Raw genomic sequence first — 25,189 nt, forward strand, 5'->3', positions numbered from 1 at the left:
ATGATCCCCTTTCATATGGGCAGAGGCTGGACCTAAAGGTCAGCCTCCGTTATTCCTAGTTACATAGATTCATGGAAAGTGCGGTTAATAACATCAAGCTGTTGTTCTTTCGTTAATTTAATAAAGTTAACGGCATATCCTGAAACACGAATCGTTAATTGTGGATACAGTTCTGGATGTTCCATTGCATCGATTAACGTTTCTCTATTAAAGACGTTTACATTAAGGTGATGGCCAGATTTGATTGTATAACCATCCAAGATGGACACTAAGTTACGAACTTGGCTTTCTTCTTCTTTTCCCAATGCTTTAGGTACTATCGAGAAGGTATTTGAAATACCATCCATTGCATAACTATATGGTAGCTTAGCAACAGAGGATAGGGAAGCTAATGTTCCTTTCGTATCACGGCCATGCATTGGGTTTGCACCCGGTGCAAAGGGTTCGCCTAGACGACGTCCATCGGGTGTATTACCTGTTTTCTTACCATAAACAACGTTTGATGTAATCGTCAAGACTGACAATGTATGCACAGAATTGCGATAGGTTTGGTGTTTCCGTAATTTTTTCATAAATGTTTTTACGATTTCAACTGCAATGCTGTCAACACGATCATCGTTGTTTCCATATTTAGGAAAGTCTCCATTTGTTTCAAAATCAACAGCAATCCCTTTTTCGTCACGGATTACTTTTACTTCACCGTATTTAATTGCACTCAGTGAGTCTGCAACAACACTCAAACCAGCAATTCCTGTTGCCATTGTACGAAGGATTTCCGTGTCATGTAAGGCCATCTCAACTCTTTCATAGCTATATTTATCATGCATATAGTGAATGACATTTAAGGTATTAATGTAAAGTCCCGCAAGCCATTCCATCACTTGATCAAATTTCTGCATTACTTCTTCGTAATTCAACACGTCCGCCGTGATTGGCTGAAATTGTGGGCCAACTTGGATTTTTAACTTTTCATCCATACCACCGTTAATGGAGTATAGAAGAGCTTTCGCTAAGTTCGCGCGAGCTCCGAAGAATTGCATTTGCTTTCCGATCTCCATGGCGGAAACGCAGCAGGCAATGCCGTAGTCATCCCCATATTCTGGGCGCATAATATCGTCATTTTCATATTGGATTGAGCTAGTTTTAATCGACATATTCGCACAATATTTTTTAAAGCTTTCAGGAAGCTGCGGTGACCAAAGTACTGTTAGGTTTGGCTCTGGTGCAGGTCCTAAATTATCTAATGTATGAAGGAAACGGAAAGAGCTCTTTGTTACAAGTGAGCGTCCGTCCAAAGACATACCGCCAATTGATTCTGTTACCCAGGTAGGGTCGCCGCTAAATAATTCGTTATAATCAGGTGTGCGGGCAAATTTTACAAGACGAAGCTTCATAATAAAATGGTCAACAATCTCTTGTGCTGCTTCTTCTGTTAGTATTCCGTTTTGCAAATCTCTTTCAATATATATATCTAAGAAGGATGACACGCGCCCTAAGCTCATTGCAGCACCATTTTGTTCTTTAATGGCTGCTAAATAACCGAAATATACCCATTGGAATGCCTCAACAGCATTTTTTGCGGGCTGGCTGATGTCAAATCCATAGCTATTTGCCATTTCCTTAAGTTCTTTCAATGCGCGGATTTGCTCAGCAATTTCCTCGCGTAGACGCATGTTTTCTTCTGTCATAACCTTACTTGTGTTTTTGTGATCCTTTAGCTTTTCTTGAATGAGGAAATTAACACCATATAATGCGACACGGCGATAATCTCCGATAATCCGTCCACGGCCATATGCATCAGGAAGGCCTGTAATAATCGCTGCTTTACGTGCAAGCACCATTTCATCTGTATAGGCATCGAAAACACCTTGGTTATGGGTTTTACGAAACTCCGTAAAGATTTTTTCAATTTCTGAATTTAATTGATAACCGTACGCTTCACAAGCTGCTTTAGCCATCCGAATCCCGCCGTACGGCTGCAGGGAGCGATTAAATGGTTTATCCGTTTGAACACCCACTACTTTTTCAAGGTCTTCATTAAGAAAACCAGGACCGTGTGAAGTAATAGTAGATACTGTTTCAGTGTCCATATCAAGTACGCCGCCATTTTCACGTTCCTGCTTTGTAAGCTCCATCACTTGCTCCCAAAGTTTGTTGGTTGCGTCTGTTGCATCAACTAAGAATGAGTCGTCTCCTTCAAAAGGCGTGAAATTTTTCAAAATAAAGTCACGAACATTCACTTCTTTTGCCCATGTACCTTTTATAAATCCTTGCCATTGTTCCATTATTTTTCACCTCTTAAGTTTTTGAAAAAATATATAACAGATTTGCTATTTCTATCTTAATATCAGTATAACAGGACAGATGTGAAAAGTGTCACATGAAAAAAGGGTAATTGTTAAGATATTGTGAAGTGCTGCTATCAAAGGGTTTTTTTGCCTTGAATTTGAATATTTTATGAACGATAATATCTGATTTTATAATCTGTATTATAAAAAGGAGAAAAATATAGAAAACTGTTATATAAGACAAAGGCAATAATATCAACGTTTCAATAGTGGAAATTTATGAAACAGACCCCCTTAATGCAAGGAAAAGAACAGGAAGAAGTTCTCCTGCTCTTAATCAACAACAATATAAGCAATCATTGGACCATTATGTGCGCGATCTCCATGAACCTCGCAAATGAGACGGTAGGTACCTTCTTTATTGAAATGCAGTGGAACAACCGTTTCTTCCCCTTTTTTTACAATCCCTTTAATCTTTGTTCCTTCAATATAGAAAGGATGCTCCTCACCGTTGATTCCGCTAATAAACAGCCTTACTTTTTCCCCTTTTTCTAAAGAGATGGTACCAGGGTCCCAGCGATAAGCTTCAATTTCCTTGCCATTTTTCATTTTTGTCTTGAATTCCGCTGTAACCATGTGGATTTCGCGGATTTTTTCCTTTGAAAGTTGATTAAAGACAGCTGTGTCTCCTGCTTTTAACATAAACCAGGCTGATATCGATGCAAGCACGACACCTACCGCTAAAAAGAAAAGCAGTGTCTCCTTTTTTATTACTAAAAATTTCATAAGCGCCTCCCTTAATTTGTCCTATTTAATACTTATGCAGGGCAGGCTACTAAACTTGTCTCTTTTTTAAACTTTTACACCATTGTTTTTAAATATACGGCTGCAATTAAACGCTGAGCTATGATTGTACATTAAATAAAATGTCTACAATAATAATAAATACACTTAAATTAGAGGAATATTTCTTTGTTTTTCCTATAGAAAAGTTTATAGTAAAATCAGGAATAAAAATAGGTGGTTATTTTGTTGGGGATTAGAAAAGAAAAAATATTAAAAGTTGTTAAGTTTATTTTCCCGCTGTTACTTTTGATTTTTGCTATTGTAGAAATGAAAAAATTCACAAGAGATTTTAATGGTCAGTTATTAAGAAACGAACTTAATCAGCTGAATGCCGGGACATTAGTATTGATTTTAGCTATTACCTTTGCGGCTGTTTTACCCATGTTGATGTACGATGTGATACTAGTCCGGATCTTAAAGTTAAAGGTTCCTAAAAGGGAATTATTGGAGCAATCATTCATAGCCAATTCCTTTTCGAACTTAATCGGCTTTGGTGGATTAATAGGGGCCATGTTAAGGACTTATTTCTTTCACAAGCTTGAACAGGATAAGCGAAAACTTTTAGGGATAATTGCTACAGTGTCCCTTTTTTACTTAACGGGGATTTCTGTGCTATCGTGGATTGTAACCATTAGATATCGTCACTTTCCCCTGTTTATCGATACAAAATGGCTCTATTTTGCCGTTTTAGGTTTAGGTTTATACTTACCTGTTTTCCTATTCATACATATAATAAAGTCGAAAAAGAGTAACCATACGTTGATAACCGCCAAAGTAGCGGCAAAACTAGTCTTAGTTTCCATAGTTGAGTGGCTTGCTGTGTTTATCGCTATTTGGATATTAAGCAGATTATTGGGAATTCCTATTTCTTTTGAAAATTTATTCCCTGTTTATATTGTTGCCGCCTGTGCCGGTATTATAAGTATGATCCCAGGTGGGCTGGGTTCTTTTGATTTGGTATTTATCTGGGGGATGCAGGATTTACAAGTACCTGAAGAGAAGGTCCTCGTTCTGCTATTATTTTACCGGATTGGCTATTACTTCGTTCCATTTATTATCAGCCTAGTTTTCTTTGTTAAGCTCTATTGGGAAAAATGGAACCAATCATGGAATTACCTGCCGAAAGCGATTATTCAAGGATTAAGTCATATCATCTTAACGATACTTGTTTTCTTATCCGGTTTAATCCTGCTTTTATCGGCAAGTGTGCCGGGTATTATGTCCAGGCTAAAGATAGCTCAAGAGCTTTTATCATTTCCAATTATTAACGTTTCCCATCAATTATCTGTAGCGGCTGGATTTTTGCTGCTAGGTTTATCACGCGGTATCGAATATAATGTGAAAAGGGCATATGAGTTGTCGATGTTTGCCCTGATTCTCGCAGCACTATTCTCCATTTTTAAAGGGATTGATTATGAAGAAGCGATTTTTTTAATTATCGTAGCGCTGTTACTTAGGGTATCAAAAGGTCAATTTTATCGGGAAAGTTACGTGCTGACATGGGGAAAAACGATTTTTGACTTTACTGTCATTCTTATTATTACTTCTATGTATCTAATAATAGGGTATATTAATTTACCCATCTCTAAATTTACAATCCCGCCAAAACTTCTACCTTATGTGATTGTCGATTATCGGGATTTGTTTACGAGTGCAATTATAGGACTTGTTATAGCATTATTGATTCTTTTAACGGGATACTTAATCAGTTTGCCTAAAAAGTGGAAGTTGGAAAAATCCCTTGGCCAGGAAAAAGAAATTATTAATCATTTAACGAAGTATCAGGGAAAGGTGTTGTCCCATTTAATCCTTTTACATGATAAATTCATTTTTTGGAACAGCACTAAAAATGTTTTAATACCTTTTCAACAATATGCAGACAAATTAGTTATTCTTGGAGACCCGATAGGTGAAAAAAGTGAATTATCCAATGCGATTGAAGAATTTCAGGATATCGCCGACCTATACGGTTTTACTCCCGTTTTTTATCAGGCTAGTGATGATATGCTGCCCTACCTTCACGGACATGGCTTTGCCTTTTTTAAATTAGGCGAGGAGGCCTTTGTCAACTTAAAAACTTTCTCCTTATCAGGATCCAAAATGAAGGGGCTGCGGTCATTAAGAAATAAATTTGTGCGGGAAAACTATTCGTTTGAATTAGTAAAACCCCCTTTTTCAAAAGACCTATTGGCTGAATTAGAAGAGATTTCAAACGAATGGCTTCAGGGAAGAACCGAAAAGGGTTTCTCACTAGGTTTCTTTGATGAAGATTATTTAAATAAAGCGCCAATTGCGATTGTGAAAGATGAAAATAAACAAACGCTTGGCTTTATGAGCATCATGTATGTTTATGATGATTTTCAAACCATTTCTGTTGATTTAATGAGATTTAAACCTGAAGTCCAGTCAGGCGTGGTTGATTTCCTTTTTCTTTGTTTATTTGATTGGGCAAAAAAGCAGGGTTATGAACGCTTTAATATGGGAATGGCACCTCTAGCTAATGTGGGATTATCGAAATTTTCCTTTTTAAGTGAGAAAATTGCCGCGCAAATTTTTCTGCACGGACACTTTATTTATCACTTCCAGGGTTTGCGGAAATTCAAAGAAAAATATACAAATAGTTGGGAGCCTAAATATTTGGCTTATCGAAGAAGATCTTCATTACCATTTATAATGGCACAGATTACCTTATTGATATCGAAAAAAAGGGCATAAAATGGTTGAACCGGCAGGGTATACCTGTCGGTTTTTTTACCAATTTTACAAAAACTATTTATCTATTCATGGTGATTCTGTTAAAATCAAATAGAAATAAATGTAAGGGTTAAGGTGTCATCCAATGAAAAAATTGTTTTCTTTCTTCATCATTATATTATTGATATTTTCCAGTCAATTAAACGCAATTGCTGCAAAAAATCAGCACCTAGCTTTAAAAAGCAAGGGAGCCGTTCTATTAGATTCTGAAACTGGTGCTGTTCTCTATGCGAAGAATGCTGATAAAAGACTGTACCCTGCAAGTCTTACCAAAATTGCAACCGCTATCTATGCGATTGAGAAAGGAAATTTAGATAGCATAGTGACGGTTAGTAAAAATGCCGTGGAACAAGACGGTACAAGGGTATATTTAATTGAAGGCGAACAAATTACATTGAAGAAGCTTATTCAAGGGATGCTTATCAACTCAGGTAATGATGCAGCCGTTGCCATCGCCGAGCATATTGACGGCAGCGTTGAGCGTTTTGCCGCCAATTTGAATAGGTATTTAAAAACGACGGTTGGTGTAAATAATACGAATTTTTCTAATCCTAATGGACTGTTTGCTAAAAACCATTATACGACCGCAATGGATTTAGCAATAATAACAAATTACGCCATCAAGAACCCCGTTTTTACTGAGATATTTGGAACAAAAGTACTTAAATGGGAAGGGAAGTCCTGGAAAACCACGCTCCTCACCCACCACCGCATGCTTAAAGGGGAGTTACCCTATAAAGGTATAACTGGAGGGAAAACAGGCTTTACGACTGAAGCAAAACAAACACTGGCAACGACTGCTGACAACGGGAAGCTTAAGTTGACAGCTATTGTCCTAAATTCTGACCAAAAGAAAGATAAATATGACGACACAGCCATTTTATTTGATTATGGTTTTAAAACGTTTCACCATGTGACGCTAAAGCAGGGTGAAATTTTTAAAATGGATACTAAAGAATATTATCCTGAAAATGACACAGTCATCACAGAAAATGTAAATGGCTGTATTAAAAGGTTAAATAACGGAGGGGCACTATCGATAGAAAATAATAATGGTCAAGTGATCCAGCTAGTATCGCTTAAATATAAGGAGCCTATGCCCAAGAAGGTACCGAAAAAGATTGAGAAGCCAACAGAAAATAAACAGCAGCTTTACGGAGCTAATGCTTTATATGGGATTATCTTCATTGCAGCCGCAGGGGTCTTGATCGGTGTTCGAAAGAAATTTACTCGAGGATACTAACTGTTTACTTAATAAGCCATGGAAAGGATGATTCCTTTTCATGGCTTATTTTTGTGTTACATTTGTTGCAAATAGCATAAGGGCTGAGAGCAAAACCATAGAAATAACCAAGAGCCAAGCCAAATTCATATTTCCAGATTCCATGGCGACATAAATGGCTGTAGGAGCTGTTTGTGTCTTCCCGGGGATGTTACCAGCGAACATGAATGTGGCACCAAATTCACCTAGTGCTCTTGCGAAGCTTAGGACTAATCCGGTAATAATGGACTTTGTTGATAATGGCAGGGTAACAAGGAAAAATACATTCCATTCGTTAGCCCCATCAACCCTGGCTGCCTCTTCAATCCCTTTATCGACGGACTGAAAACCAATTTTTACCGTTTGATACATTAGCGGAAATGCGACAATGGTCGAAGCAATCACTGCGGCCAAGGGAGTAAAAATAACAGAACGTGCAAACAGTTCTTCAATCAATATCCCAACAGGGCTATTCCTGCCGAAAAAGAAAATCAATAAAAATCCAATCACCGTTGGCGGCAAAACTATCGGAAGCATCAGAAAGGTTTCGACTAATATTTTCCCCTTGAAATGCCTATCTGATAAGATCCGCCCAAATAATATCCCGATAACAAACACGAGGGTGACTGAAATAGACGCTACTTTTAGCGATAATAAGATGGGGGTCCAGAATTCATTCTGCATTATGTACATCAATCCAATACTTTAAACCTATATTTTTGAAAAATTGTTCTTGCCTTTTAACTTTGTAAATAATCATAAATTAGGAAGCCTGCTAATTTGGCATATAATCATTCATAAATCATTATAGCTAAAGGAACTCAATCATTAAAGGCAGAAATCCAAAAAAACTGCCATTCGGCAGTTTTTTTAGGAATACTTACGCTTGATCAAAATTAATAGGGCGTGAATCAAATGAAGCGGGAGAGTCGATTTGATCTTTGTCATCAACAAAACTTCGTGTTCCCACGAAATCACTTTTATCCCCAAAGTTTTGCCCGTATCCTTGGTTCTTTTTATCGGAATTATGCCATTCTGCTAAAAGATTTTGACCAATATTTACGGCTGAGGCATTTTCGAAGGAATTAATTTTAATCATGAAGATATTAATATTTATATATGGAGCCGGAGCTGGCATGGTCATCTCCTCCTTAACCTTGCTTTTAAATATATGCCATTTCTGAACGATTATGAAGGAAGAGTAATATATGGATTAAATGATGAAGACATTTCGTATCATGGTAGAAGGGGAGAAATCGCGTTACTTTTATTTTTTAAAAAGGAACAAAAGGGGGTGTATTGATGGATATGGAAAAATTAAAACAATGGATGGATGTTGCCAAGAATATGCATGGGGGCGAATTCTGGAATAATATTTTTGACCAGGAATTCACCAAGCAATTTATGAATGAACAACAGTTTAAATCACCCGAAACAAACAGTGAAAGGCAGCCGGTACAGGAAGACAAAAATTCACGGCCATTTCCCGTAATCGATGTATTAGAGGGTGAGAAGGAAGTGATTATCATCATCGAACTTCCGGGGGTAATGAAAGAGAATATTGAATTAGGGCTTAATGGCAATATTCTAACCATTAAAGGTAAGGCGCTGCCAATCCATCCACAATTAAATACAACCTATTCTGAACGATTTTATGGCGAATTTCAGAGACAGATTACATTATCTGATACCGTCAGTCCCAATCAGTTGAGTGCTAAATTTTGGAACGGGTTATTATTTGTAAGTTATCAACGTATAGTCGAAAAGGGCGAAATCATTCCAATTGACTAGTAAACCAGTTTTGTTTTTAAAAGTGGACATGTTAAGCTGTTTTTCCCATATAAATGAAAATAAGGTGCAGAATAAGGGAGCGTTTGTGAGCATGTCATTAAAAAATTATTTCCTTATCTTCAGCAAAAATGACGATAAAAAGGAATTAAAGGAAAAATTGCTGTCCCTAGAAATGAATTTGAAAGAGTTGAAGAAAACCTTACAAACCCTCCAGGAACAAACATCACCCGACAAGGCTGCCAAACATAGGGATCCCCCAATTATTATTGAAAAAATTAATATAGAAAAAATCATTTTGGACAAATACGAGCTAAATAACAATTTTGGTCAGCTTGGAATTAAAGAATTAAAAGGGAAATTAAATATAGGGGCCACTTATGGGAGTGAATATTCACCAAATTTGGAGGACGAAGAATCAGCAGAGGAAAAAGAAAAGGATAAAAAAGTAAAGATGTCCGCAGCGCAAATGGGTCCTAAGGTAAATATTAAGACAAAACAGGAGGATTAAAAAAGACTAAAGTTAAATCCTTTAGTCTCCTGAGAAATAATTATTGGAGCCTGCTTTCTACCTGTTGGCATACTTCTTCGGCAGACAGGCCGTTTGCGTCGATAACGGAACCCTTTGTATAGGTATCCTGCATTCCCATTACGTTTGAATCCAGGCCTGTGACCACACAGCAATCACAATTTTCGGCATCGGACTCCTGCTTTAGTTCCACTACATCATATCCCTTTTCTCGTAATGCTTGTTGAACATTTCCTAGTGATTGTTCTACTCCAACTTTTGCCATACAAAACACCTCCTCCTCTAGATTATATTGCCTAACTTTACCGTAAATATTCGGAATAAGCAGCTATAATCTTCCAAAAGCTAATAGGGGAGGTGTGCAATATGGGAAAACGGAAAAAGGATCCATCAACCATTGGGCTTAATTCCTCACAGGTGGAAGGCCAAGGAACAACAACAACAGAAACAGGCACAAGAGCAGCATCATCATCGAGAAAAAAACAAAAACAAAGCTAAAAGAAGGGCACCCTGTTTACAAACATGGGTGCCCTTATTGATCTTATTTTTGTCCTTCAGCACTTTCAAGGTACTCATCATAGGTCATTTGCTTATCAATTAATCCATCAGTAGTTAATTCGAAAATACGATTAGCAATGGTTTGAATGAATTGATGGTCATGGGAAGCAAACAGCAATGAACCCTTAAAGTTAATGAGCCCATTATTAAGAGCAGTAATGGATTCTAAGTCTAGATGGTTAGTGGGCTCATCAAGAAGCAGCACGTTTGCGCCATTTAGCATCATTTTCGAGAGCATGCAGCGAACTTTTTCGCCACCGGAAAGAACACTTGCATTCTTTAATACTTCTTCACCAGAGAATAGCATTCTTCCCAAAAAGCCACGTAAAAAGCTTTCGCTGTCATCCTTTGGTGAGAACTGACGGAGCCAATCGACAAGGTTTAATTCACTGTTTTCAAAATACTCGGAGTTATCCTTAGGGAAATAAGCCTGTGTTGTGGTAATTCCCCATTTAAAGGTACCGCTATCCGCTTCCATTTCGCCCATAAGTATTTTAAATAGAGTGGTCTTAGCAACTTCGTTCGTTCCGACAAGAGCAATTTTATCACCTTTATTCACGATGAAGTTAATATTATCAAGGACCTTAACACCATCAATGGTTTTCGATAAACCTTCTACTCTTAACAAATCATTGCCGATTTCACGGTCTGGTGTAAAACCGACAAATGGATAACGACGAGAGGACGGTCTAATATCATCAAGTGTAATTTTGTCTAATAACTTCTTCCGAGAAGTTGCTTGCTTTGATTTTGAAGCATTTGCACTAAACCTAGCAATAAAGGCTTGTAGTTCCTTTATTTTTTCTTCTTTCTTTTTGTTGGCGTCAGAAGATAATCTGCTAGCTAACTGGCTTGATTCATACCAGAAATCATAGTTGCCAACATAGACCTGGATTTTTCCGAAATCTAAATCAGCGATATGAGTACAAACTTTATTTAGAAAATGACGATCATGGGAGACAACAATGACAGTATTTTCAAAATTAATGAGGAAATCCTCCAGCCACTGAATCGCTTTAATGTCCAAGTGGTTTGTCGGCTCATCTAGAAGTAAAACATCGGGTCTGCCGAACAATGCTTGTGCCAGCAGGACTTTCACTTTTTCAGAACCTGTTAATTCTGCCATCTTTTTTTCATGAAGATCTTCGCCAATTCCAAGACCCTTTAAAAGAATAGCTGCTTCTGATTCGGCTTCCCAGCCGTTTAAGTCCGCAAATTCACCCTCGAGCTCTGCAGCTTTCATGCCATCTTCATCCGTGAAGTTTTCCTTCATGTAGATCGCGTCTTTTTCCTGCATGACTGAAAATAGTCTCGTATGGCCCATAATGACAGTTTTCAATACTTCGTTTTCTTCATATTCAAAATGGTTTTGCTTTAACACAGCCATTCGCTCATTTGGACCAAGATGTACAGTACCCGTTTGTGCCTCAATTTCACCGGATAGAATCTTTAAAAATGTTGACTTCCCAGCCCCGTTTGCCCCGATTAGACCATAGCAGTTACCGGGTGTGAATTTAATGTTTACGTCTTCAAATAATTTCCGTTCACCGTATCTTAAACCTACGTTACTTACAGTAATCATAATTAATATCCTCCAAAACAAAATATCTTCTAATTATACCATTAATATAGGGTGATAGCGAATCCTTTACGTTTAAGCCGTTTAATTAAGAAAAATTTTCTAAAAAATTTTCTTCGTTTTCACACTTTATTCATATTTTTATTGTAGAATTGGTTTATGAAGCAAGTTAAAGAGGGTGAGAAGTATGACGAAAAAACAGCTTACTGAACTCGTTAACAAATTAAAAAAGGCAGGAATAAAAGCGAGTTTAACAAAACCGAAATCCAATTACCTTTTATCTTTGCAGCAAATTAAAAAATATCCTTCATCTGTGAATTAAATAGAAAAGCGTAAGCTTCCTTTGCACGGCGTATGGACTGGAGCGCTTCGACTGAGATAAAGGAAACACGGAGAGCGGAGCGCATCCGTGCTTGACTTATCGTAGGGAAAAGAGCGAAGTCCACTAGCCGCTGGGCGCTGGAGCTAGACAACCTTAGAAGTTCGAAGATATAAATGGTATTACTACAGAAAATAGGTAACAAAAAGCGATTAATCCTAGGGACTAACCGCTTTTTTTATTATTCAATTTTATCCATGATTTTAGCGTAAACCTCTTGTTTATCAAAGTCTTTCCCCATTGGAAACTTCGCGATGAATTTGTTGTTTTGATCAACCAAATAAGTAAAGGTTGAATGAACAAATTGCCCATTTCCAGGGTCTTTGAATTGAAATTGCATCGCATCTGCAACCTGTTTAATTTTTCTTTGATCATTTTTAATATTTTGCTTTGCGCCGGTTAAGAACACCCAATGATTGTCATTCTTTATTCCGGACCCTTGCATATACCCTTGTAAAATCTCTGGTGTGTCACGATAGGGATCGATGGTAATTGTAACAAATTCAATCTCCTTACCGAAAACTCCACGTTTTACTAAATCTTTTTTCAAGTCGACCATCTTTTGTGTTGTTGTTGGACAGATGTCGGGACAATGTGTATAGATAAATTCAATTAGCTTTAATTTGGTTTGATCCTTACCAAAATTATAGGTATCACCATTCTGATTAATCAAAGAAACGTCTGCAGGTATTTTTGCATTTGCATCACGAACAAGAAAATAAGAAATTCCTGCTGCAATCCCTAGGAACACGGCAAGACTGCAAATTAAATAAATCCTCTTCATAAGTGTTATCCCTCCTACCATAAAGATAAAGAAGTTTTATGGAAAAAGATATGGATATATTGTGAACAAAAGTTAATGCGTCAGGATGGTTTTTCCTTTATACTATACTATTAATCGATGAACTAATGGATAAAAAGCAGCAGGATGCGAAATCTTGGAAGATGGGTGTTTTACATGATAAAAAAGGTGTGGAAATTTTCTTTTCAAATGTTGATAATTATCGTAATTTATCAATTAGGTAATCAAATAGCGCAATTCTTCCAGTTAAAAGTACCTGGGAATGTGATTGGAATAGTGATCCTTTTCGTATTGCTATGGATGGGCGTCATTAAAACGGAACAAATTGAAATGGCGGCAGGGTGGCTGTTAAAACATCTTGGCTTCTTTTTTATTCCGATATCGGTTGGTCTTATGACACTAGGTGATATCTTGGTGAACAAAGGATTGTATATCCTATTTATCCTCATGGTCAGCGCTTTTATTGGTCTTTTAGCAGCAGGGAAAGCTACTCAATCCGTTATTATGAAAAAAGAAAAGGCAGAAGTAAACTATCATGATCACGCTTTATAGTGTTCTATTAACCGTCTCTGTCTATATATTCGTCTGTTTTTTAGGGAAAAAATTTTCTGGTCCGTTTACCAGTCCTGTGTTCTTAAGCACAGCTATCATCATTATCCTTTTACTCTTTTCAAATGTTTCCTATACTGATTATCTTCCTGCAAAAAACATCATGACCTATTTACTTGGGCCGGCAACTGTTGCCCTTGCCTTACCTATTTACAAAAATCGAGACTTAATGATCAAATATATGAGTGCTGCCTTGATGGGGCTTTCTATCGGAACCATTACTACCATTACTTCAGCAATTATTTTAGCCAAATGGCTTCATTTTTCAAATACAATCATCCTAGCGTTGACCGTTAAATCCGTTACTGTTCCAGTTGCAACAGAAATAGGTAGAATTTTAAAAGGAAATATATCGTTAATTGCTGCTTTTGTTATAATGACTGGAATGATTGGAGCGATGTTTGGTCCTAAGCTTTTAAGTTTGCTAAAGATTCATCATCCGTTTGCCCGGGGATTGTCAATCGGAACGATTGCACACGGGATCGGAACGGCAGAGGCAGTGAAAGAAGGGGAGATTCAGGGTGCAGTCGCAGGTGCTGCGATGGGAATTGCAGCCGTACTGACGTCAGTCATCATCCCGTATATCATACCTTTTTTAATCTAATTACCTTTTTATTGACAGACAATTCCAGTTAATGTATTATTTAGAGGAATTTATTTTATTTATAAGGGAGTATGTTTTATGTTAGGTGTCGTTCTTAACTAATCCAATCAATTGGATAGGTTTCATTCCATTCAACTCGTTCAAATTTGGACGAATCGAGGGCTTATTTAGTTATGAGTCGGGAATGAAGTTAAGAACAATGGGCAAGCATATGCATACATCTTTTTCCAATGTAGCTGTGTACACTCGTGTAGACAGTTTTTTTGGGGGTAAATTTTGTATGAAGAATAATGAGTGAATCACTCATTCCTTATGGCCGCAATGACATTGTTCATTGCGGCTATTTTTATTTTTAGGAGGTAATTAAATTGAATTTGCATACGTTTAATACTTTGGAATTTCAACAAATAAAAGAAATAATCGCCAACTTTGCTTTAACGAAAGAAGGTAAAGCGAAAATTGAGTGCCTGACACCATCAACCAATAAAAAGCAAATTGAAGCCTGGCTTGATGAGGTTTCGGAGGCAGTTGAAATTTTGAAAAAAAGTGCCAGTGTTCCTGTTCATGGGTTGGATGGGATGGAGCAGCTTTTGAATAATTTGAATAAGGGTGTTGCACTTAGGACAGATCAGTTAATAAAGCTTTATGATTTTTTGGATTGCTGCGGAAAGATGCGGAGATACATGAAGGATAAACAATATTATGCTCCTAGGGTTACCGCCTATGTGGAGGCGATTGACGAATTACCCGAGCTTGCAAATGAAATCATTCGTTGCATCCGCAATGGTCGGGTGGATGATTATGCAAGTAAGGAATTATTAAAAGTAAGGAAACAAATGGCCATTCAAGAAGAACGGCTTAAAGAAAAAACATTGCAGCTAATTCGCTCCAATAAATATAAAACCTTTTTGCAGGAAAATGTCGTCAGCCAAAGAAATGGCAGATATGTAATTCCTATTAAGAAAGAATATCGGAATAAAATAAAGGGAACGGTTTTAGATACGTCTGCTTCAGGTTCAACCCTTTTTATCGAGCCTGAAGAAATTGCCCTATTCCAGGACCATTTAACTTGGTTGTTTGCTGATGAAGAGATTGAGGTACAAAAGATCCTGCATTATTTGACTGGGTTGGCGGAAGGGAAAGAGCAGCAAATTCGCTTAGCAATCGAAACAATGATCCATTACGACTTTTTATTTGCAAAAGCCAAGTATTGCCGTTCCATTAATGGGGTTAAAGTAGAGGTTAATGAAAGAAATGAAATAAAATTAATAGAAGCGAAGCATCCCTTACTAGGTGAAAAAGCGGTCCCATTATCCTTCAACTTGGGTCATAATCAGAATGCCTTAGTGATCACTGGACCAAATACGGGTGGAAAAACGGTAACCATTAAAACGGTTGGTCTTCTAACCGTCATGGTTCAATGCGGCCTTCATATTCCTGCACAAGAAGGCAGTAATTTAAGCATCTTTGAGCGAATTTTAGTTGATATTGGTGATGGTCAAAGCATTACAGAAAATTTAAGTACATTTAGTTCAAGAATTGTCAATATCATCGAAATCTTGAAGGAAACAAATAATCGGACATTGGTATTATTAGATGAACTTGGCTCGGGAACAGACCCTGGTGAAGGAATGGGGCTTGCAACAGCGATATTGGAAACTCTTTTTGAAAAGGGTGCAACGATGCTGGCAACGACGCATTATAGTGAAATTAAAGAATTTGCCGATTCACACCCTGGTTTTATAAATGGGTCGATGGAGTTTGATATTGTCACGCTTCGACCGACCTATCGCTTAATCATCGGCAGAGGAGGAGAAAGCCAAGCGTTTGCCATCGCCTTAAAGCTTGGAGTACACCCAAAGATAATTGAAAGGGCCCATCACATCACCTACAAGGAAGAAAAGAATTATTTTACTGAGGTAAAGGATACTTGGAAGCTAAAGGAATTAGAAAAACAGGTGATAGTAAACAAATATCAGGAACGAAAGCGAACATCAAAAACGGAGATGAACGTACCAAGTTATCATCAAGGTGACAATGTGAAGATTTCTCCAATCAATGAGTTTGGAATTATCTATAGTGGGCCAGATCAACTTGGCAACTACGTTGTCCAAATAAAAGGAGAAAGACAGTCGGTCAACCATAAAAGAATTGATCTCTATATAGCAGCAAAAGAGTTATATCCAGAGGATTATGATTTTGATATTATTTTCCAAACAAAAGAAAATCGTAAGAAGAGCAAAATCCTTTCAAAAGGACATAAGGAAAATATCACGATTGACTACGAGGGAGAAATTTAATGAAAAAGTGGAGCTGCTTAAAGGCTCCACTTTACTTTTTGTTTTTTATATACTGTCTGGCGAGCAATTGTTTTACTTCATTATAGCTTAATCCTGACTGACTGTTTAATCTCTTTACTTCATCGATATCGGTTCCGACTTTGGTAAAACGTTTGTGTTTTGAAGCCATTGTTTTTATACACTCCTAAAGGAAAGATATATTTCCGGAAATGAAAAGTCACTTTTTTGTACATACTAGTAAAAAAGGAGGCGGTTCCCATTTTTTACGGTAAAAGGGCTAAAGAAGAAGAGGTAGAAACAATTATGGTGGATACCGAGATCTATTCTTGTATGGGCGATTCTTGTATTGGCTGGATGAGAAAAGACTTTGTTGCGGATGATTTACTTTGCCCAATGTGCGGTAATGAGATGATACAGGAAATAAGAGAACTTCCGCAAATGTAATGTCAATACAGACCTTTAAAAAAGACTGTCATGAATATGGACAGTCTTTTATAGTTCACCAAAATCATCCTTTTATAGGTTTTCATTTTGCTGGCGTATTTCATCGCCGCTAATAATGGTATTCGCTTCTTCAAGATATTGATGCATATCAACTGAATCGCCGGCTCTACTTTTTTTATTCGGAAAAAAACCGCCAGAATTGATGGTTATTACAGGCTCTTTTGGCGCTGTTGTAAGATATTCTTCCTTTGTCACCAAAATCATCTCCTTATCTAAAGGTTTTGCATAAGGAAAAGGGTTTATCCGTGCCTTTTTCTCTCCAAAACGGGAAAAAATTGCACAAAAAAGCTCTCCGATGTTCTGGAGAGCTTTTTGATTACTCTTCTCTTTTTGCTAAACAACGATCACATTCCATTAAATAACTTTCTGCTTGTTCCTCCATGATGTGCTGGCCACATTCTGGACATTCCTTTTTAGGCATGTTACGGAAAAATTCTACTGGACTCATTAGCATTTTAAAAATCCCCCTTTATTAATACAGGCTATTTTAATCCGTCTTGTTATAGTACAGTATAAACAAAAAAAAAGAAAATGTGTAGACCTTTTTTAAAAAATTTGCTTTTTTCTTAAAAAATAAGTCTTTTATCACAAGAAACGCTGGTCCCTATTTTTAGTTTTTCTTGTTAAATGAGGCCATATTGGTAAGAATTACGGTGAAAATAAATTTTAGCGGACATTTAGTGCTTCCATAACCTGCTTCTTTACATTACAATCATAGTAGAAATACATAGGAGAAATTGGGGGGATGCTGGTAAATGAATGCAATGTTAGGAACCTTTCATCCTTATTTTATTATAATAGCCATTTGTTTAACCATTGTGGCATCATATACAGCATTGGATATGTTTACCTTAATTAGGTCATCAGTCCAAAATAAACGGCTTTTGTTTCTTGGTGGAACATTGTCGATGGGAATTGGGATATGGGTTATGAATTTCATGGGGCTCATCTCAGAAGATACAAATCGGTTTGCAAGCTATCATATTCCTCTAACGGTTCTTTCCATATTTATTGGAATTGCTTTTACTGGTTTGGCATTTCTACCTTTTTATGGGAAACTCATTCGCTTTTATCATCTTGCTGTGGGTAGTATATTTTTAACATTTGCTGTAATTTCGATTCAAGTGATCGGCCTATATGCAATGAATGCAACTATTAAGTACAATGTCTTGCTATTCCTATTTTCAGGATTATTAATCTTTGCATCATTTTTATTCTCTTTTTGGATACTTTTTTCCTCAAAAAGCTTCACCCAAGCAAATCAGGATTGGTTAAAACCAATTAGTGCATTTATTATGTCGGGGGCAATTGCTGAAGGTCACTTCTTGTTAAAAAGGGCCTCCATTACAACAAGTGATGTATTAAAAGGGTCCGGTACAGATAGTCCCTTCTTTATTTATTTAGTATTATTCGTATCTGTATTAATCATCGGAGGACTTATTGTATCTAGCACCTTAATTAGCAAACAATTAGTAAACACCGATACAAATTTAAAGGACATCAAGGCTGCCCTTGATGCTTCAACAATTGTTGCCATTACAGATCCGCAAGGGACGATTATATTTGTTAATGATAAATTTGAGGAAATTTCCAAATATAATAAGGATGAAATTATCGGACAAAACCACCGTATCTTAAATTCAGGATATCATCCAAAAGAATTCTTTCAACACTTATGGAAAACGATTAATTCGGGACAGATTTGGCGGGGGGAAATCCGCAATAAAGCGAAAGATGGTTCATTTTATTGGGTTGATACCACGATAGTTCCTTTTTTAAATAAGAAAGGGAGGCCCATCCAATATATAGCGATTCGGTCAGATATTTCTGATAGAAAAAGGGCAGAGGGACATCTAAAAGAAACCATTAAAGAGAATACTGATATTAAATTTGCTCTTGATCAATCCTCGATTGTTGCCTTTACAGATGCGAGAGGGAAAATTACGAGTGTTAACGAAAAGTTCTGTGAAATTTCCAAATATAGTCGCGAAGAAATAATTGGGAAAGACCATAATATTCTAAATTCAAGTTACCATTCGAAAGACTTTTTCAAAAACCTATGGAAAACCATCGCCGAGGGCAGGGTATGGAAGGGTGAAATTAGAAATAAAGCAAAGGATGGGACTTATTATTGGGTCGACACTACCATCGTTCCATTTTTAAATGAACTTGGAAGGCCATACCAATATCTTGCCATCCGTAATGATATTACAGAACGGAAGCAAACGGAAGAGGTACTCCACCGTCAGGATAAACTCTCTGCTGTCGGTCAATTGGCTGCAGGTGTAGCACATGAAATCCGAAATCCGCTTACATCAATGAAGGGCTATACCGAATTCTTACAGTTAGATGAAAAAAATCCAGACCGATTGGAGTTTTTGAATATTATTCTCGATGAAATTGAACGGGTAAATACCATTGTTGAGGATTTTATGGTGCTAGCAAAACCAAAGGCAGTCGAATTAGAAGAAAAAAATGTTGTTCCTGTCATTAAAAACGTTGTTTCCCTGCTTGAATTTGAAGCTCGGAAGAAAAATGTTCGTTTGTCTTTTGATTGTAATCAAGATATCATTCAAATTGAATGTGATGAAAACCGCTTAAAGCAGGTTTTTCTGAATTTCATTAAAAATGGTATCGAAGCGATGCCGGACGGCGGAGATCTGCACGTAAAAACCATCATTCACGAGAATAATGTGCAAATTTCGATTCAAGATACTGGAGTTGGAATATCCAAAGAGAAATTAAAGAAACTAGGGGAACCATTTTTCACAACCAAAAAGAATGGGAATGGCTTAGGTCTATTGGTCAGCTTCAAAATTATTGAAAGCCATAATGGAAAAGTGTTTGTTGAAAGTGAACCGAATAAAGGGACCACCTTTAATATTTTACTGCCAGCAAAAATAGCCTAAAACGGAAGATTCTTTCTTCCGTTTTTTTATTACCATTTTTTTCATTCGAAATATTGTCAATAAATTTCTAAAAAATCAATCTACAATCGTAATAAATAGATTAAGATAGTTATATAGGTATTAATGTTATTGAGGAGGGATAATGTGGGAGAAACAAATTTAGTTAAAACAATCTGCGGTTACTGTGGAACTGGATGCGGCCTAGTCCTTGAAGTCGAGGACAACAAAATCATGAAAATCCGGGGCGACAAAGAAGCACCGGTAAATAAGGGGCAAACATGTGTAAAGGGTGCATTTGCGTATGAATATGTGCACGCGAAAAATAGGTTAACAACTCCACTCATTCGCAAGGCGGGTAAACTGGTAGAATCGACGTGGGATGAGGCATATCAATTGATCGCCAATAAATTAACTGAAATTAAAACTACTTGGGGTTCTAACGCCATATCTATGTTTGCCTGCGCTAGGAACACAAATGAATCCAATTTTGTCACGCAAAAATTTATGAGGGCGGTACTTAACAGTAATAATATTGATGGATGTAACCGTACTTGACACGCTTCTAGCGTTGCCGGTCTGGCAGCAGTTTTTGGAAGCGGTTTCCCTACAAATACACTTGAAGACTTTGAAAAAGCAGAAGTATTACTGCTGATGGGTTCAAATACAACAGAGGCACACCCTATTATTGCGAATAGAATGAAAAAAGCGGTTAAAGCTGGGTTGAAAATTATTGTCATTGATCCAAGAAAGATTGATATGGTAAAAGTCGCCCATCGTCATTTACAAATAAATGTTGGCTCCGATATTGCCCTTATCAATGCCTTCATCCGGGTCATTCTAAAAGAGGGCTTATATAACCCTGAATTTATCAAAAAGTTTACTGTTGATTTTGATCGTCTAACTAAACAAGTGGAGCCGTATACACCCGAATATGCAGCAACGATTACCGGTTTAAAGGCGGAAGACATTGTCGCAACGGCAAGGGAATATGCCTCATCAAGTGGTTCGATGATTGCTTATACACTTGGAATTACCGAGCATCACTGTGGGGTAAATAATGTGTTTGATATCGCGAATCTTGCTTTATTAACTGGTAACATTGGAAAGCAAGGAACTGGTATTATGCCGCTGAGGGGACAGAATAATGTTCAAGGTGCCGGTGATATGGGCTGTTTGCCAAACCAATTGACAGGAGCAATGAGCCTGGCAAATAATGATTTTCGAGCTCGTTTCGAGAAGGAATGGAATGTAGAGCTTAACCCCAATGCAGGTGACACGCAAACGAGAACTTTTGATCGTTTGGAGATGGGTGAGTTGAAGGCTCTTTATGTGATTGGTGAAAACCCGCTCCTTGCAGATGTTCATATGAATCATACAAGGACATTACTTGAAAAGCTTGATTTATTAATTGTTCAAGACATTTTCTTAACGGAAACGGCAAAAATGGCTGATGTTGTCCTGCCAGCTCGTTCCTGGGGAGAAGTGGATGGAACTTACACGAATACAGATAGAAGAATTCAACGGGTTCGGAAGGCAGTCGATGCGCACCCTGATACGAAGGAAGACTGGGAAATCCTTTGCGAGCTCTCGACCATCATGGGTTATCCAATGCGGTATACTAATAGTGAGGAAATCTGGGATGAGATTAGAAAACTTGCCTGGGAGATGTACGGCGGTATTTCCTATGAGCGTCTTGAAAAAGAATATAGCATTCATTACCCATGTCCTGATGAGTCCCATCCTGGAACATTGATCTTGCACGAGAGGTTCCATCAACAGGAGACAGCAGTAAGTAAGTCCTCATTTGTTCCAGTGGATTATACTGAGCCATTAGAATTGCCGGACGCGGAATATCCGTTTACGTTAACCACCGGACGGCGCTATGAGTCTTATAATACTCATACACAGACACGCCATTATGCTGCAGGTGTCAAAGTAAAACAAACAGAAGAGACCGTCGATATCCATCCAGATGATGCAATGAAACTGGGTATTACAAATGGCGAAGTTGTCCAGGTTCGTTCTCGAAGAGGGGAACTAGAGGTTAAGGTGAAGGTTACGGAACAAGTGGTCCCTGGCCTCGTGTTCATGAGTTTCCACTGGAGTGAAACACCAACAAATGTTTTAACCTTAAATGAGTTTGACCCCATTTCAGGGACTGCAGAATATAAGGCATGTGCGGTTGCAATATCGAGGATTTAATAGCCTAAACAATTTGGGTAGCGCAGTGTAATCACTGCGTTATTTTTATATTATCAAAAAAAAACAGATCGGGATTACCCGACCTGTTTTACCAATGATTTTGTCCCAGTAGCTTTTCTTTGATAGAAGAACCAGTTAAGACCAAAGGCGATAACGTAAAAACCGATAAAGAAGTAGAAAGCAGTTACAGGAGTCTCAGTTGCTTTAACTGACCAACCGAAAAGCTTTGGAATAAAGAATGATCCATAGGCTGCGAATGCTGCTGAAAATCCGATAACGGGTGCCGCTTCTTTCGGAATAAATAGGTTTGGAATCATTTGGAAAGTGGACCCGGACCCGATTCCTGATGCAACAAAGAGAACTAAGAAAGAAATTAAGAACCCTGCAAATTGTTTGCCATTTAAGAAGAAGATAACTCCTACCGCGCCAATTGCCATAACTACCAAAACATATGCTGTAACCATAGCACCGCCAAGTTTATCAGCCATCCAACCACCTACAGGTCTAGCAGCAGCTGCTACTAAAGCACCAAGGAAGGCGAGTGAGATGTATTCTGGAAATTGCGATCTTAATAATAGCGGAAATGCCGCAGAATAACCAATAAATGATCCGAAAGTTGCAACATAAAGAGCAGTCATAATCCAAGTATGTTTCCGTTTTACAATGACGAATTGGTCTGCTACAGATTGCTTAGCACCTGGAACATTGTCCATTTTAAACATCGCAAGGACTGTCAAAATGATAATAGGAATGACCCAAATGAAGGCCGCGTTTTGTAACCAAACTTCCTGGCCATTGGCTAAGACTTGTTTACCGCCAACTAATGCAAAGGTACCAGATGTAATAATTAATGGTGTAACGAATTGAACAACAGATACACCCATGTTTCCTAAACCGCCGTTGATGCCAAGTGCTGTTCCTTTTTCTTTTTTCGGAAAGAAAAAGCTAATATTGGCTGAAGAAGATGAAAAGTTACCACCGCCAAGACCACATAATGCAGCAAGTAAAAGCATGATTGAAAATGGTGTGTCAGGGTTTTGGACGGCAAAGCCTATACCAATCGCCGGAATTGCTAAGATTGCTGTTGAAATCACTGTCCAGTTCTTTCCGCCAATGGATCCGGCTGCGAAAGTGTATACAAATCGGAGTGTTGCACCGACAAGGCCCGGGATTGCGGCTAGAGTAAATAATTGTTCTTCGGTAAAGTGGAAGCCAATATCATTTAGTCTAACAGCGACAACAGACCAGATTTGCCAAACGATAAATGCCAGCATTAACGATGGTACAGAAATCCATAGATTTCTTCTTGCATGTTTTTTTCCTTCTGCGTTCCAAAACTTTTCATCCTCAGGATTCCAATAATTAATTCGAGCCATGATTAATTCCCCCATATGTTTTCAAATTTATTAATTTACAAGTTGTTGTTGTTTATGATGTTAATATAAACCACATGGTAACATGATTTTTGTGACGTACGTCACAAAAATAGTGAAAGAACTGTGAACTCAGACCCTTTGACAAAAAGTTGTAATATTTATTGCTGATTGGCAAATAAAAAAGAGACCTTTAAATTTGAAGGTCTCTCCTTGGTCTTTAATTTTTTTGGGGGGGTTCGACTTTTTCGTTGAACATTCCTACATAATTTTTTGTCTCACCAGCATCGTCCTTGATCGCTGTAATAGTTAACCATTCCTTATAAATATCATTATTTTTTCGTTTATTCAATATATGACCTTCCCAAATTCCCTTCGATTTTAAGTCATCCCACATGTTTTTGTAAAATTCATTGTCGTGTTCACCCGATTGCAGTACACTTGGTGTTTTTCCGATTACATCTTCTTTACTATAGCCTGTAATTTTTGTGAATGCTGGATTGATGCTTTGGATAATGCCATTAATATCGGTAACACAAATGCCATCTACTGCATGGTTTACGATTTTAGAAGAAATGTCCAGCTTTTCCTGATAGTACAGCCAAACAACAATAACTAAACTGGCAAGTGAAAATTCAGAAAGTGACATGAAACCAATTGCATAGTGACCGGTAAAATTAAAGAGAATCGTCAAAATAATCGGTGGGAAAAATCCACCTAGCCCACCCATTGCCGCTACAATCCCATTTACAATCCCTGCTTGCTTCGAAAAATATAATGGGACCAGCTTAAAAATTGCCCCGTTACCAATTCCCGCAAAGAATGCAACTAATAAACAGCCAAAAGAATATATTGGCAGGGAGGGTGTAAACGACAAAAGAAAACCAGCAAAGGTTAAGCTGAAAAAAACAGCCATTAAAATAAGAAACGGATTAATTTTATCTCCAAGCCACCCGCCTATAGGTCTGAAAAAAGTGGCAAGGGCAATGAAACCCGCTGTCCGTAGGCCCGCATCAACCTTATCCAGCTCAAAATGGTTAACTAAAAATGAAGGTAAGTAAATGGTAAAAGCTACAAAAGAACCAAATGTAATAAAATAAAATAAACTTAAAAACCACAGCTTAGGATTTTTGTAGACCTCTTTTATTTGCTCCGATAATGGGTTATTTACCTTTCTTTCCTGCCTATCACCAAAAAGGAAATTTATTACGGCAAAGATTAATACAACAATTAGGAAAATTTTTATGGTATTTCTCCAACCATATGTATTCGCGAGAATAGGTGCTGAAAAAGAGGTAATCGCCGTTCCGATATTTCCAGCTCCATAAATTCCGTTAATAAAGCCATGTTTTGCTTTCCCATAATATTTGGGCAAAGAGGTTACACCAACCGAAAAGACCGCTCCGCCAATACCTAGTAATAACCCGCCTAGGATTAACATGAACAAAGAATTTGCATAGCTTATTATTGCAATTGGAATGAGCAAAATAATAAAGCTGATTGAAAATAATATTCGAGCACCGTATCGATTGGTCCAGTAGCCAATTGGCACTCGTAGAAGTGATCCCAGGATTACTGGAACCGCCGTGGCCCAAGCAATTTGGGTTGTTGAAAGCTGAATATCTAACTTAATAAAAGGCATAAGTGAAGAAATTAGCACCCAAACCATAAATCCGGCTACAAGGCTGCCTGTTTGAATAAAAAGCTGTTTTGTTCCTTGATTCATAAAAATCCCCCTTAAATCTCATTCTTACATATTACCCTCTAAAAACTGTTGCAAATCAAGAAAGTGAATCCAGTGACATGGTAGAATATTCTACTGGTATTACCTTGTGATGAAGAATTGAAACTTCATAAATCCACTATTGGCTATTCAAAGAGAATTTTATTTACATATTTTATTG

24 protein-coding genes and 1 pseudogene are annotated in these 25,189 nt (G+C 37.6%); 13 read left to right on the forward strand and 12 right to left on the reverse strand.

Annotation, left to right across the window (positions count from 1 at the left end; genetic code table 11):
• Nucleotides 1-59: 59 nt before the first annotated feature.
• Nucleotides 60-2,285, reverse strand: coding sequence for a formate C-acetyltransferase (pflB, locus tag BSO02S_RS01925; protein ID WP_066061579.1), 2,226 nt, complete (start codon nt 2,283-2,285; stop codon nt 60-62).
• Between the two features lie 336 nt (nt 2,286-2,621).
• A complete protein-coding gene (locus tag BSO02S_RS01930) occupies nt 2,622-3,074 on the reverse strand; it encodes a cupredoxin domain-containing protein (RefSeq protein WP_066061582.1) in 453 nt (150 codons plus the stop codon).
• A 246-nt stretch (nt 3,075-3,320) separates the two neighbouring features.
• Between BSO02S_RS01930 and mprF the strand changes: the two genes are divergently transcribed.
• Entirely contained in the window at nt 3,321-5,849 is a 2,529-nt protein-coding gene (mprF, locus tag BSO02S_RS01935; RefSeq protein WP_066061585.1) for a bifunctional lysylphosphatidylglycerol flippase/synthetase MprF, read from the forward strand.
• A gap of 124 nt (nt 5,850-5,973) precedes the next feature.
• Nucleotides 5,974-7,131: a D-alanyl-D-alanine carboxypeptidase family protein gene (locus tag BSO02S_RS01940; protein WP_066061588.1), complete on the forward strand. Its 1,158-nt coding sequence runs from the start codon at nt 5,974-5,976 to the stop codon at nt 7,129-7,131.
• A gap of 45 nt (nt 7,132-7,176) precedes the next feature.
• On the opposite strand, the gene modB is transcribed toward BSO02S_RS01940, so the two are convergent.
• Nucleotides 7,177-7,833, reverse strand: a complete 657-nt coding sequence (gene modB / locus BSO02S_RS01945) for a molybdate ABC transporter permease subunit (RefSeq protein ID WP_066061592.1) — start codon at nt 7,831-7,833, stop codon at nt 7,177-7,179.
• Nucleotides 7,834-8,029: 196 nt separating this feature from the next.
• Complete coding sequence (locus tag BSO02S_RS01950; RefSeq protein WP_066061595.1) at nt 8,030-8,287, reverse strand: hypothetical protein; 258 nt, start codon at nt 8,285-8,287, stop codon at nt 8,030-8,032.
• A gap of 164 nt (nt 8,288-8,451) precedes the next feature.
• On the opposite strand from BSO02S_RS01950, the gene BSO02S_RS01955 reads away from it, so the two are divergent.
• On the forward strand, nt 8,452-8,940 hold the full coding sequence (locus BSO02S_RS01955) for an Hsp20/alpha crystallin family protein (protein ID WP_066061598.1): 489 nt from the start codon (nt 8,452-8,454) through the stop codon (nt 8,938-8,940).
• Between the two features lie 91 nt (nt 8,941-9,031).
• Nucleotides 9,032-9,448, forward strand: coding sequence for a hypothetical protein (locus BSO02S_RS01960; RefSeq protein WP_066061601.1), 417 nt, complete (start codon nt 9,032-9,034; stop codon nt 9,446-9,448).
• 40 nt (nt 9,449-9,488) lie between these two features.
• Here the strand turns inward: BSO02S_RS01960 and BSO02S_RS01965 are convergent, their stop codons facing one another.
• Nucleotides 9,489-9,731 carry a YkuS family protein gene (locus BSO02S_RS01965; RefSeq protein WP_066061605.1) on the reverse strand — a complete coding sequence of 81 codons (243 nt, stop codon included), beginning with the start codon at nt 9,729-9,731 and terminating at the stop codon, nt 9,489-9,491.
• A 101-nt stretch (nt 9,732-9,832) separates the two neighbouring features.
• Here BSO02S_RS01965 and BSO02S_RS26040 point away from each other — a divergent pair, with 101 nt between their 5' ends.
• Nucleotides 9,833-9,964 carry a YuzL family protein gene (locus BSO02S_RS26040; protein ID WP_084374852.1) on the forward strand — a complete coding sequence of 44 codons (132 nt, stop codon included), beginning with the start codon at nt 9,833-9,835 and terminating at the stop codon, nt 9,962-9,964.
• A 43-nt stretch (nt 9,965-10,007) separates the two neighbouring features.
• Here the strand turns inward: BSO02S_RS26040 and BSO02S_RS01970 are convergent, their stop codons facing one another.
• On the reverse strand, nt 10,008-11,606 hold the full coding sequence (locus BSO02S_RS01970; protein WP_066061608.1) for an ABC-F family ATP-binding cassette domain-containing protein: 1,599 nt from the start codon (nt 11,604-11,606) through the stop codon (nt 10,008-10,010).
• Nucleotides 11,607-11,790: 184 nt separating this feature from the next.
• Here BSO02S_RS01970 and BSO02S_RS28190 point away from each other — a divergent pair, with 184 nt between their 5' ends.
• Nucleotides 11,791-11,925, forward strand: a complete 135-nt coding sequence (locus BSO02S_RS28190) for a hypothetical protein (RefSeq protein ID WP_268875970.1) — start codon at nt 11,791-11,793, stop codon at nt 11,923-11,925.
• Between the two features lie 238 nt (nt 11,926-12,163).
• On the opposite strand, the gene BSO02S_RS01975 is transcribed toward BSO02S_RS28190, so the two are convergent.
• Nucleotides 12,164-12,766: an SCO family protein gene (locus tag BSO02S_RS01975; RefSeq protein WP_066061611.1), complete on the reverse strand. Its 603-nt coding sequence runs from the start codon at nt 12,764-12,766 to the stop codon at nt 12,164-12,166.
• A 174-nt stretch (nt 12,767-12,940) separates the two neighbouring features.
• Between BSO02S_RS01975 and BSO02S_RS01980 the strand changes: the two genes are divergently transcribed.
• From BSO02S_RS01980 to BSO02S_RS01990, 3 genes are all read left to right on the forward strand, one after another.
• The gene (locus tag BSO02S_RS01980; RefSeq protein WP_066061613.1) at nt 12,941-13,336 is read left to right on the forward strand and encodes a CidA/LrgA family protein; all 396 of its coding nucleotides are present in this window, start codon (nt 12,941-12,943) and stop codon (nt 13,334-13,336) included.
• Nucleotides 13,320-13,997, forward strand: coding sequence for an LrgB family protein (locus BSO02S_RS01985; RefSeq protein WP_066061616.1), 678 nt, complete (start codon nt 13,320-13,322; stop codon nt 13,995-13,997). The genes BSO02S_RS01980 and BSO02S_RS01985 overlap by 17 nt, the downstream gene beginning before the upstream one ends.
• A 368-nt stretch (nt 13,998-14,365) precedes the next feature.
• The gene (locus BSO02S_RS01990) at nt 14,366-16,297 is read left to right on the forward strand and encodes an endonuclease MutS2 (RefSeq protein WP_066061619.1); all 1,932 of its coding nucleotides are present in this window, start codon (nt 14,366-14,368) and stop codon (nt 16,295-16,297) included.
• A gap of 31 nt (nt 16,298-16,328) precedes the next feature.
• Here BSO02S_RS01990 and BSO02S_RS27425 read toward each other — a convergent pair whose 3' ends face one another.
• Nucleotides 16,329-16,466 carry a hypothetical protein gene (locus BSO02S_RS27425; protein WP_096190862.1) on the reverse strand — a complete coding sequence of 46 codons (138 nt, stop codon included), beginning with the start codon at nt 16,464-16,466 and terminating at the stop codon, nt 16,329-16,331.
• Between the two features lie 56 nt (nt 16,467-16,522).
• Between BSO02S_RS27425 and BSO02S_RS01995 the strand changes: the two genes are divergently transcribed.
• Nucleotides 16,523-16,741: a cold-inducible protein YdjO-related protein gene (locus tag BSO02S_RS01995; protein WP_235846835.1), complete on the forward strand. Its 219-nt coding sequence runs from the start codon at nt 16,523-16,525 to the stop codon at nt 16,739-16,741.
• 72 nt (nt 16,742-16,813) lie between these two features.
• Here BSO02S_RS01995 and BSO02S_RS02000 read toward each other — a convergent pair whose 3' ends face one another.
• Both BSO02S_RS02000 and yhfH read right to left on the reverse strand, forming a co-directional pair.
• A complete protein-coding gene (locus BSO02S_RS02000; protein ID WP_066061622.1) occupies nt 16,814-17,005 on the reverse strand; it encodes a hypothetical protein in 192 nt (63 codons plus the stop codon).
• A 112-nt stretch (nt 17,006-17,117) separates the two neighbouring features.
• Nucleotides 17,118-17,255 carry a protein YhfH gene (yhfH, locus tag BSO02S_RS26045; RefSeq protein ID WP_084374853.1) on the reverse strand — a complete coding sequence of 46 codons (138 nt, stop codon included), beginning with the start codon at nt 17,253-17,255 and terminating at the stop codon, nt 17,118-17,120.
• Between the two features lie 301 nt (nt 17,256-17,556).
• Between yhfH and BSO02S_RS02005 the strand changes: the two genes are divergently transcribed.
• From BSO02S_RS02005 to fdhF, 3 genes and pseudogenes are all read left to right on the forward strand, one after another.
• Nucleotides 17,557-19,710 carry a PAS domain S-box protein gene (locus BSO02S_RS02005; protein WP_066061626.1) on the forward strand — a complete coding sequence of 718 codons (2,154 nt, stop codon included), beginning with the start codon at nt 17,557-17,559 and terminating at the stop codon, nt 19,708-19,710.
• Between the two features lie 123 nt (nt 19,711-19,833).
• A pseudogene (locus BSO02S_RS28410) lies at nt 19,834-20,013 on the forward strand (hypothetical protein); the annotation flags it as partial.
• A 6-nt stretch (nt 20,014-20,019) separates the two neighbouring features.
• Nucleotides 20,020-21,912: a formate dehydrogenase subunit alpha gene (fdhF, locus tag BSO02S_RS28415; RefSeq protein ID WP_342352020.1), complete on the forward strand. Its 1,893-nt coding sequence runs from the start codon at nt 20,020-20,022 to the stop codon at nt 21,910-21,912.
• 74 nt (nt 21,913-21,986) lie between these two features.
• Here the strand turns inward: fdhF and BSO02S_RS02020 are convergent, their stop codons facing one another.
• Complete coding sequence (locus BSO02S_RS02020; protein WP_066061631.1) at nt 21,987-23,288, reverse strand: MFS transporter; 1,302 nt, start codon at nt 23,286-23,288, stop codon at nt 21,987-21,989.
• A 217-nt stretch (nt 23,289-23,505) separates the two neighbouring features.
• Nucleotides 23,506-25,011 carry a nitrate/nitrite transporter gene (locus BSO02S_RS02025; RefSeq protein WP_066061635.1) on the reverse strand — a complete coding sequence of 502 codons (1,506 nt, stop codon included), beginning with the start codon at nt 25,009-25,011 and terminating at the stop codon, nt 23,506-23,508.
• Nucleotides 25,012-25,189 lie beyond the last annotated feature (178 nt).

The sequence above is a fragment of the Neobacillus soli NBRC 102451 genome, from assembly GCF_001591665.1.
GTDB classification, from domain to species: domain Bacteria; phylum Bacillota; class Bacilli; order Bacillales; family Cytobacillaceae; genus Neobacillus; species Neobacillus soli.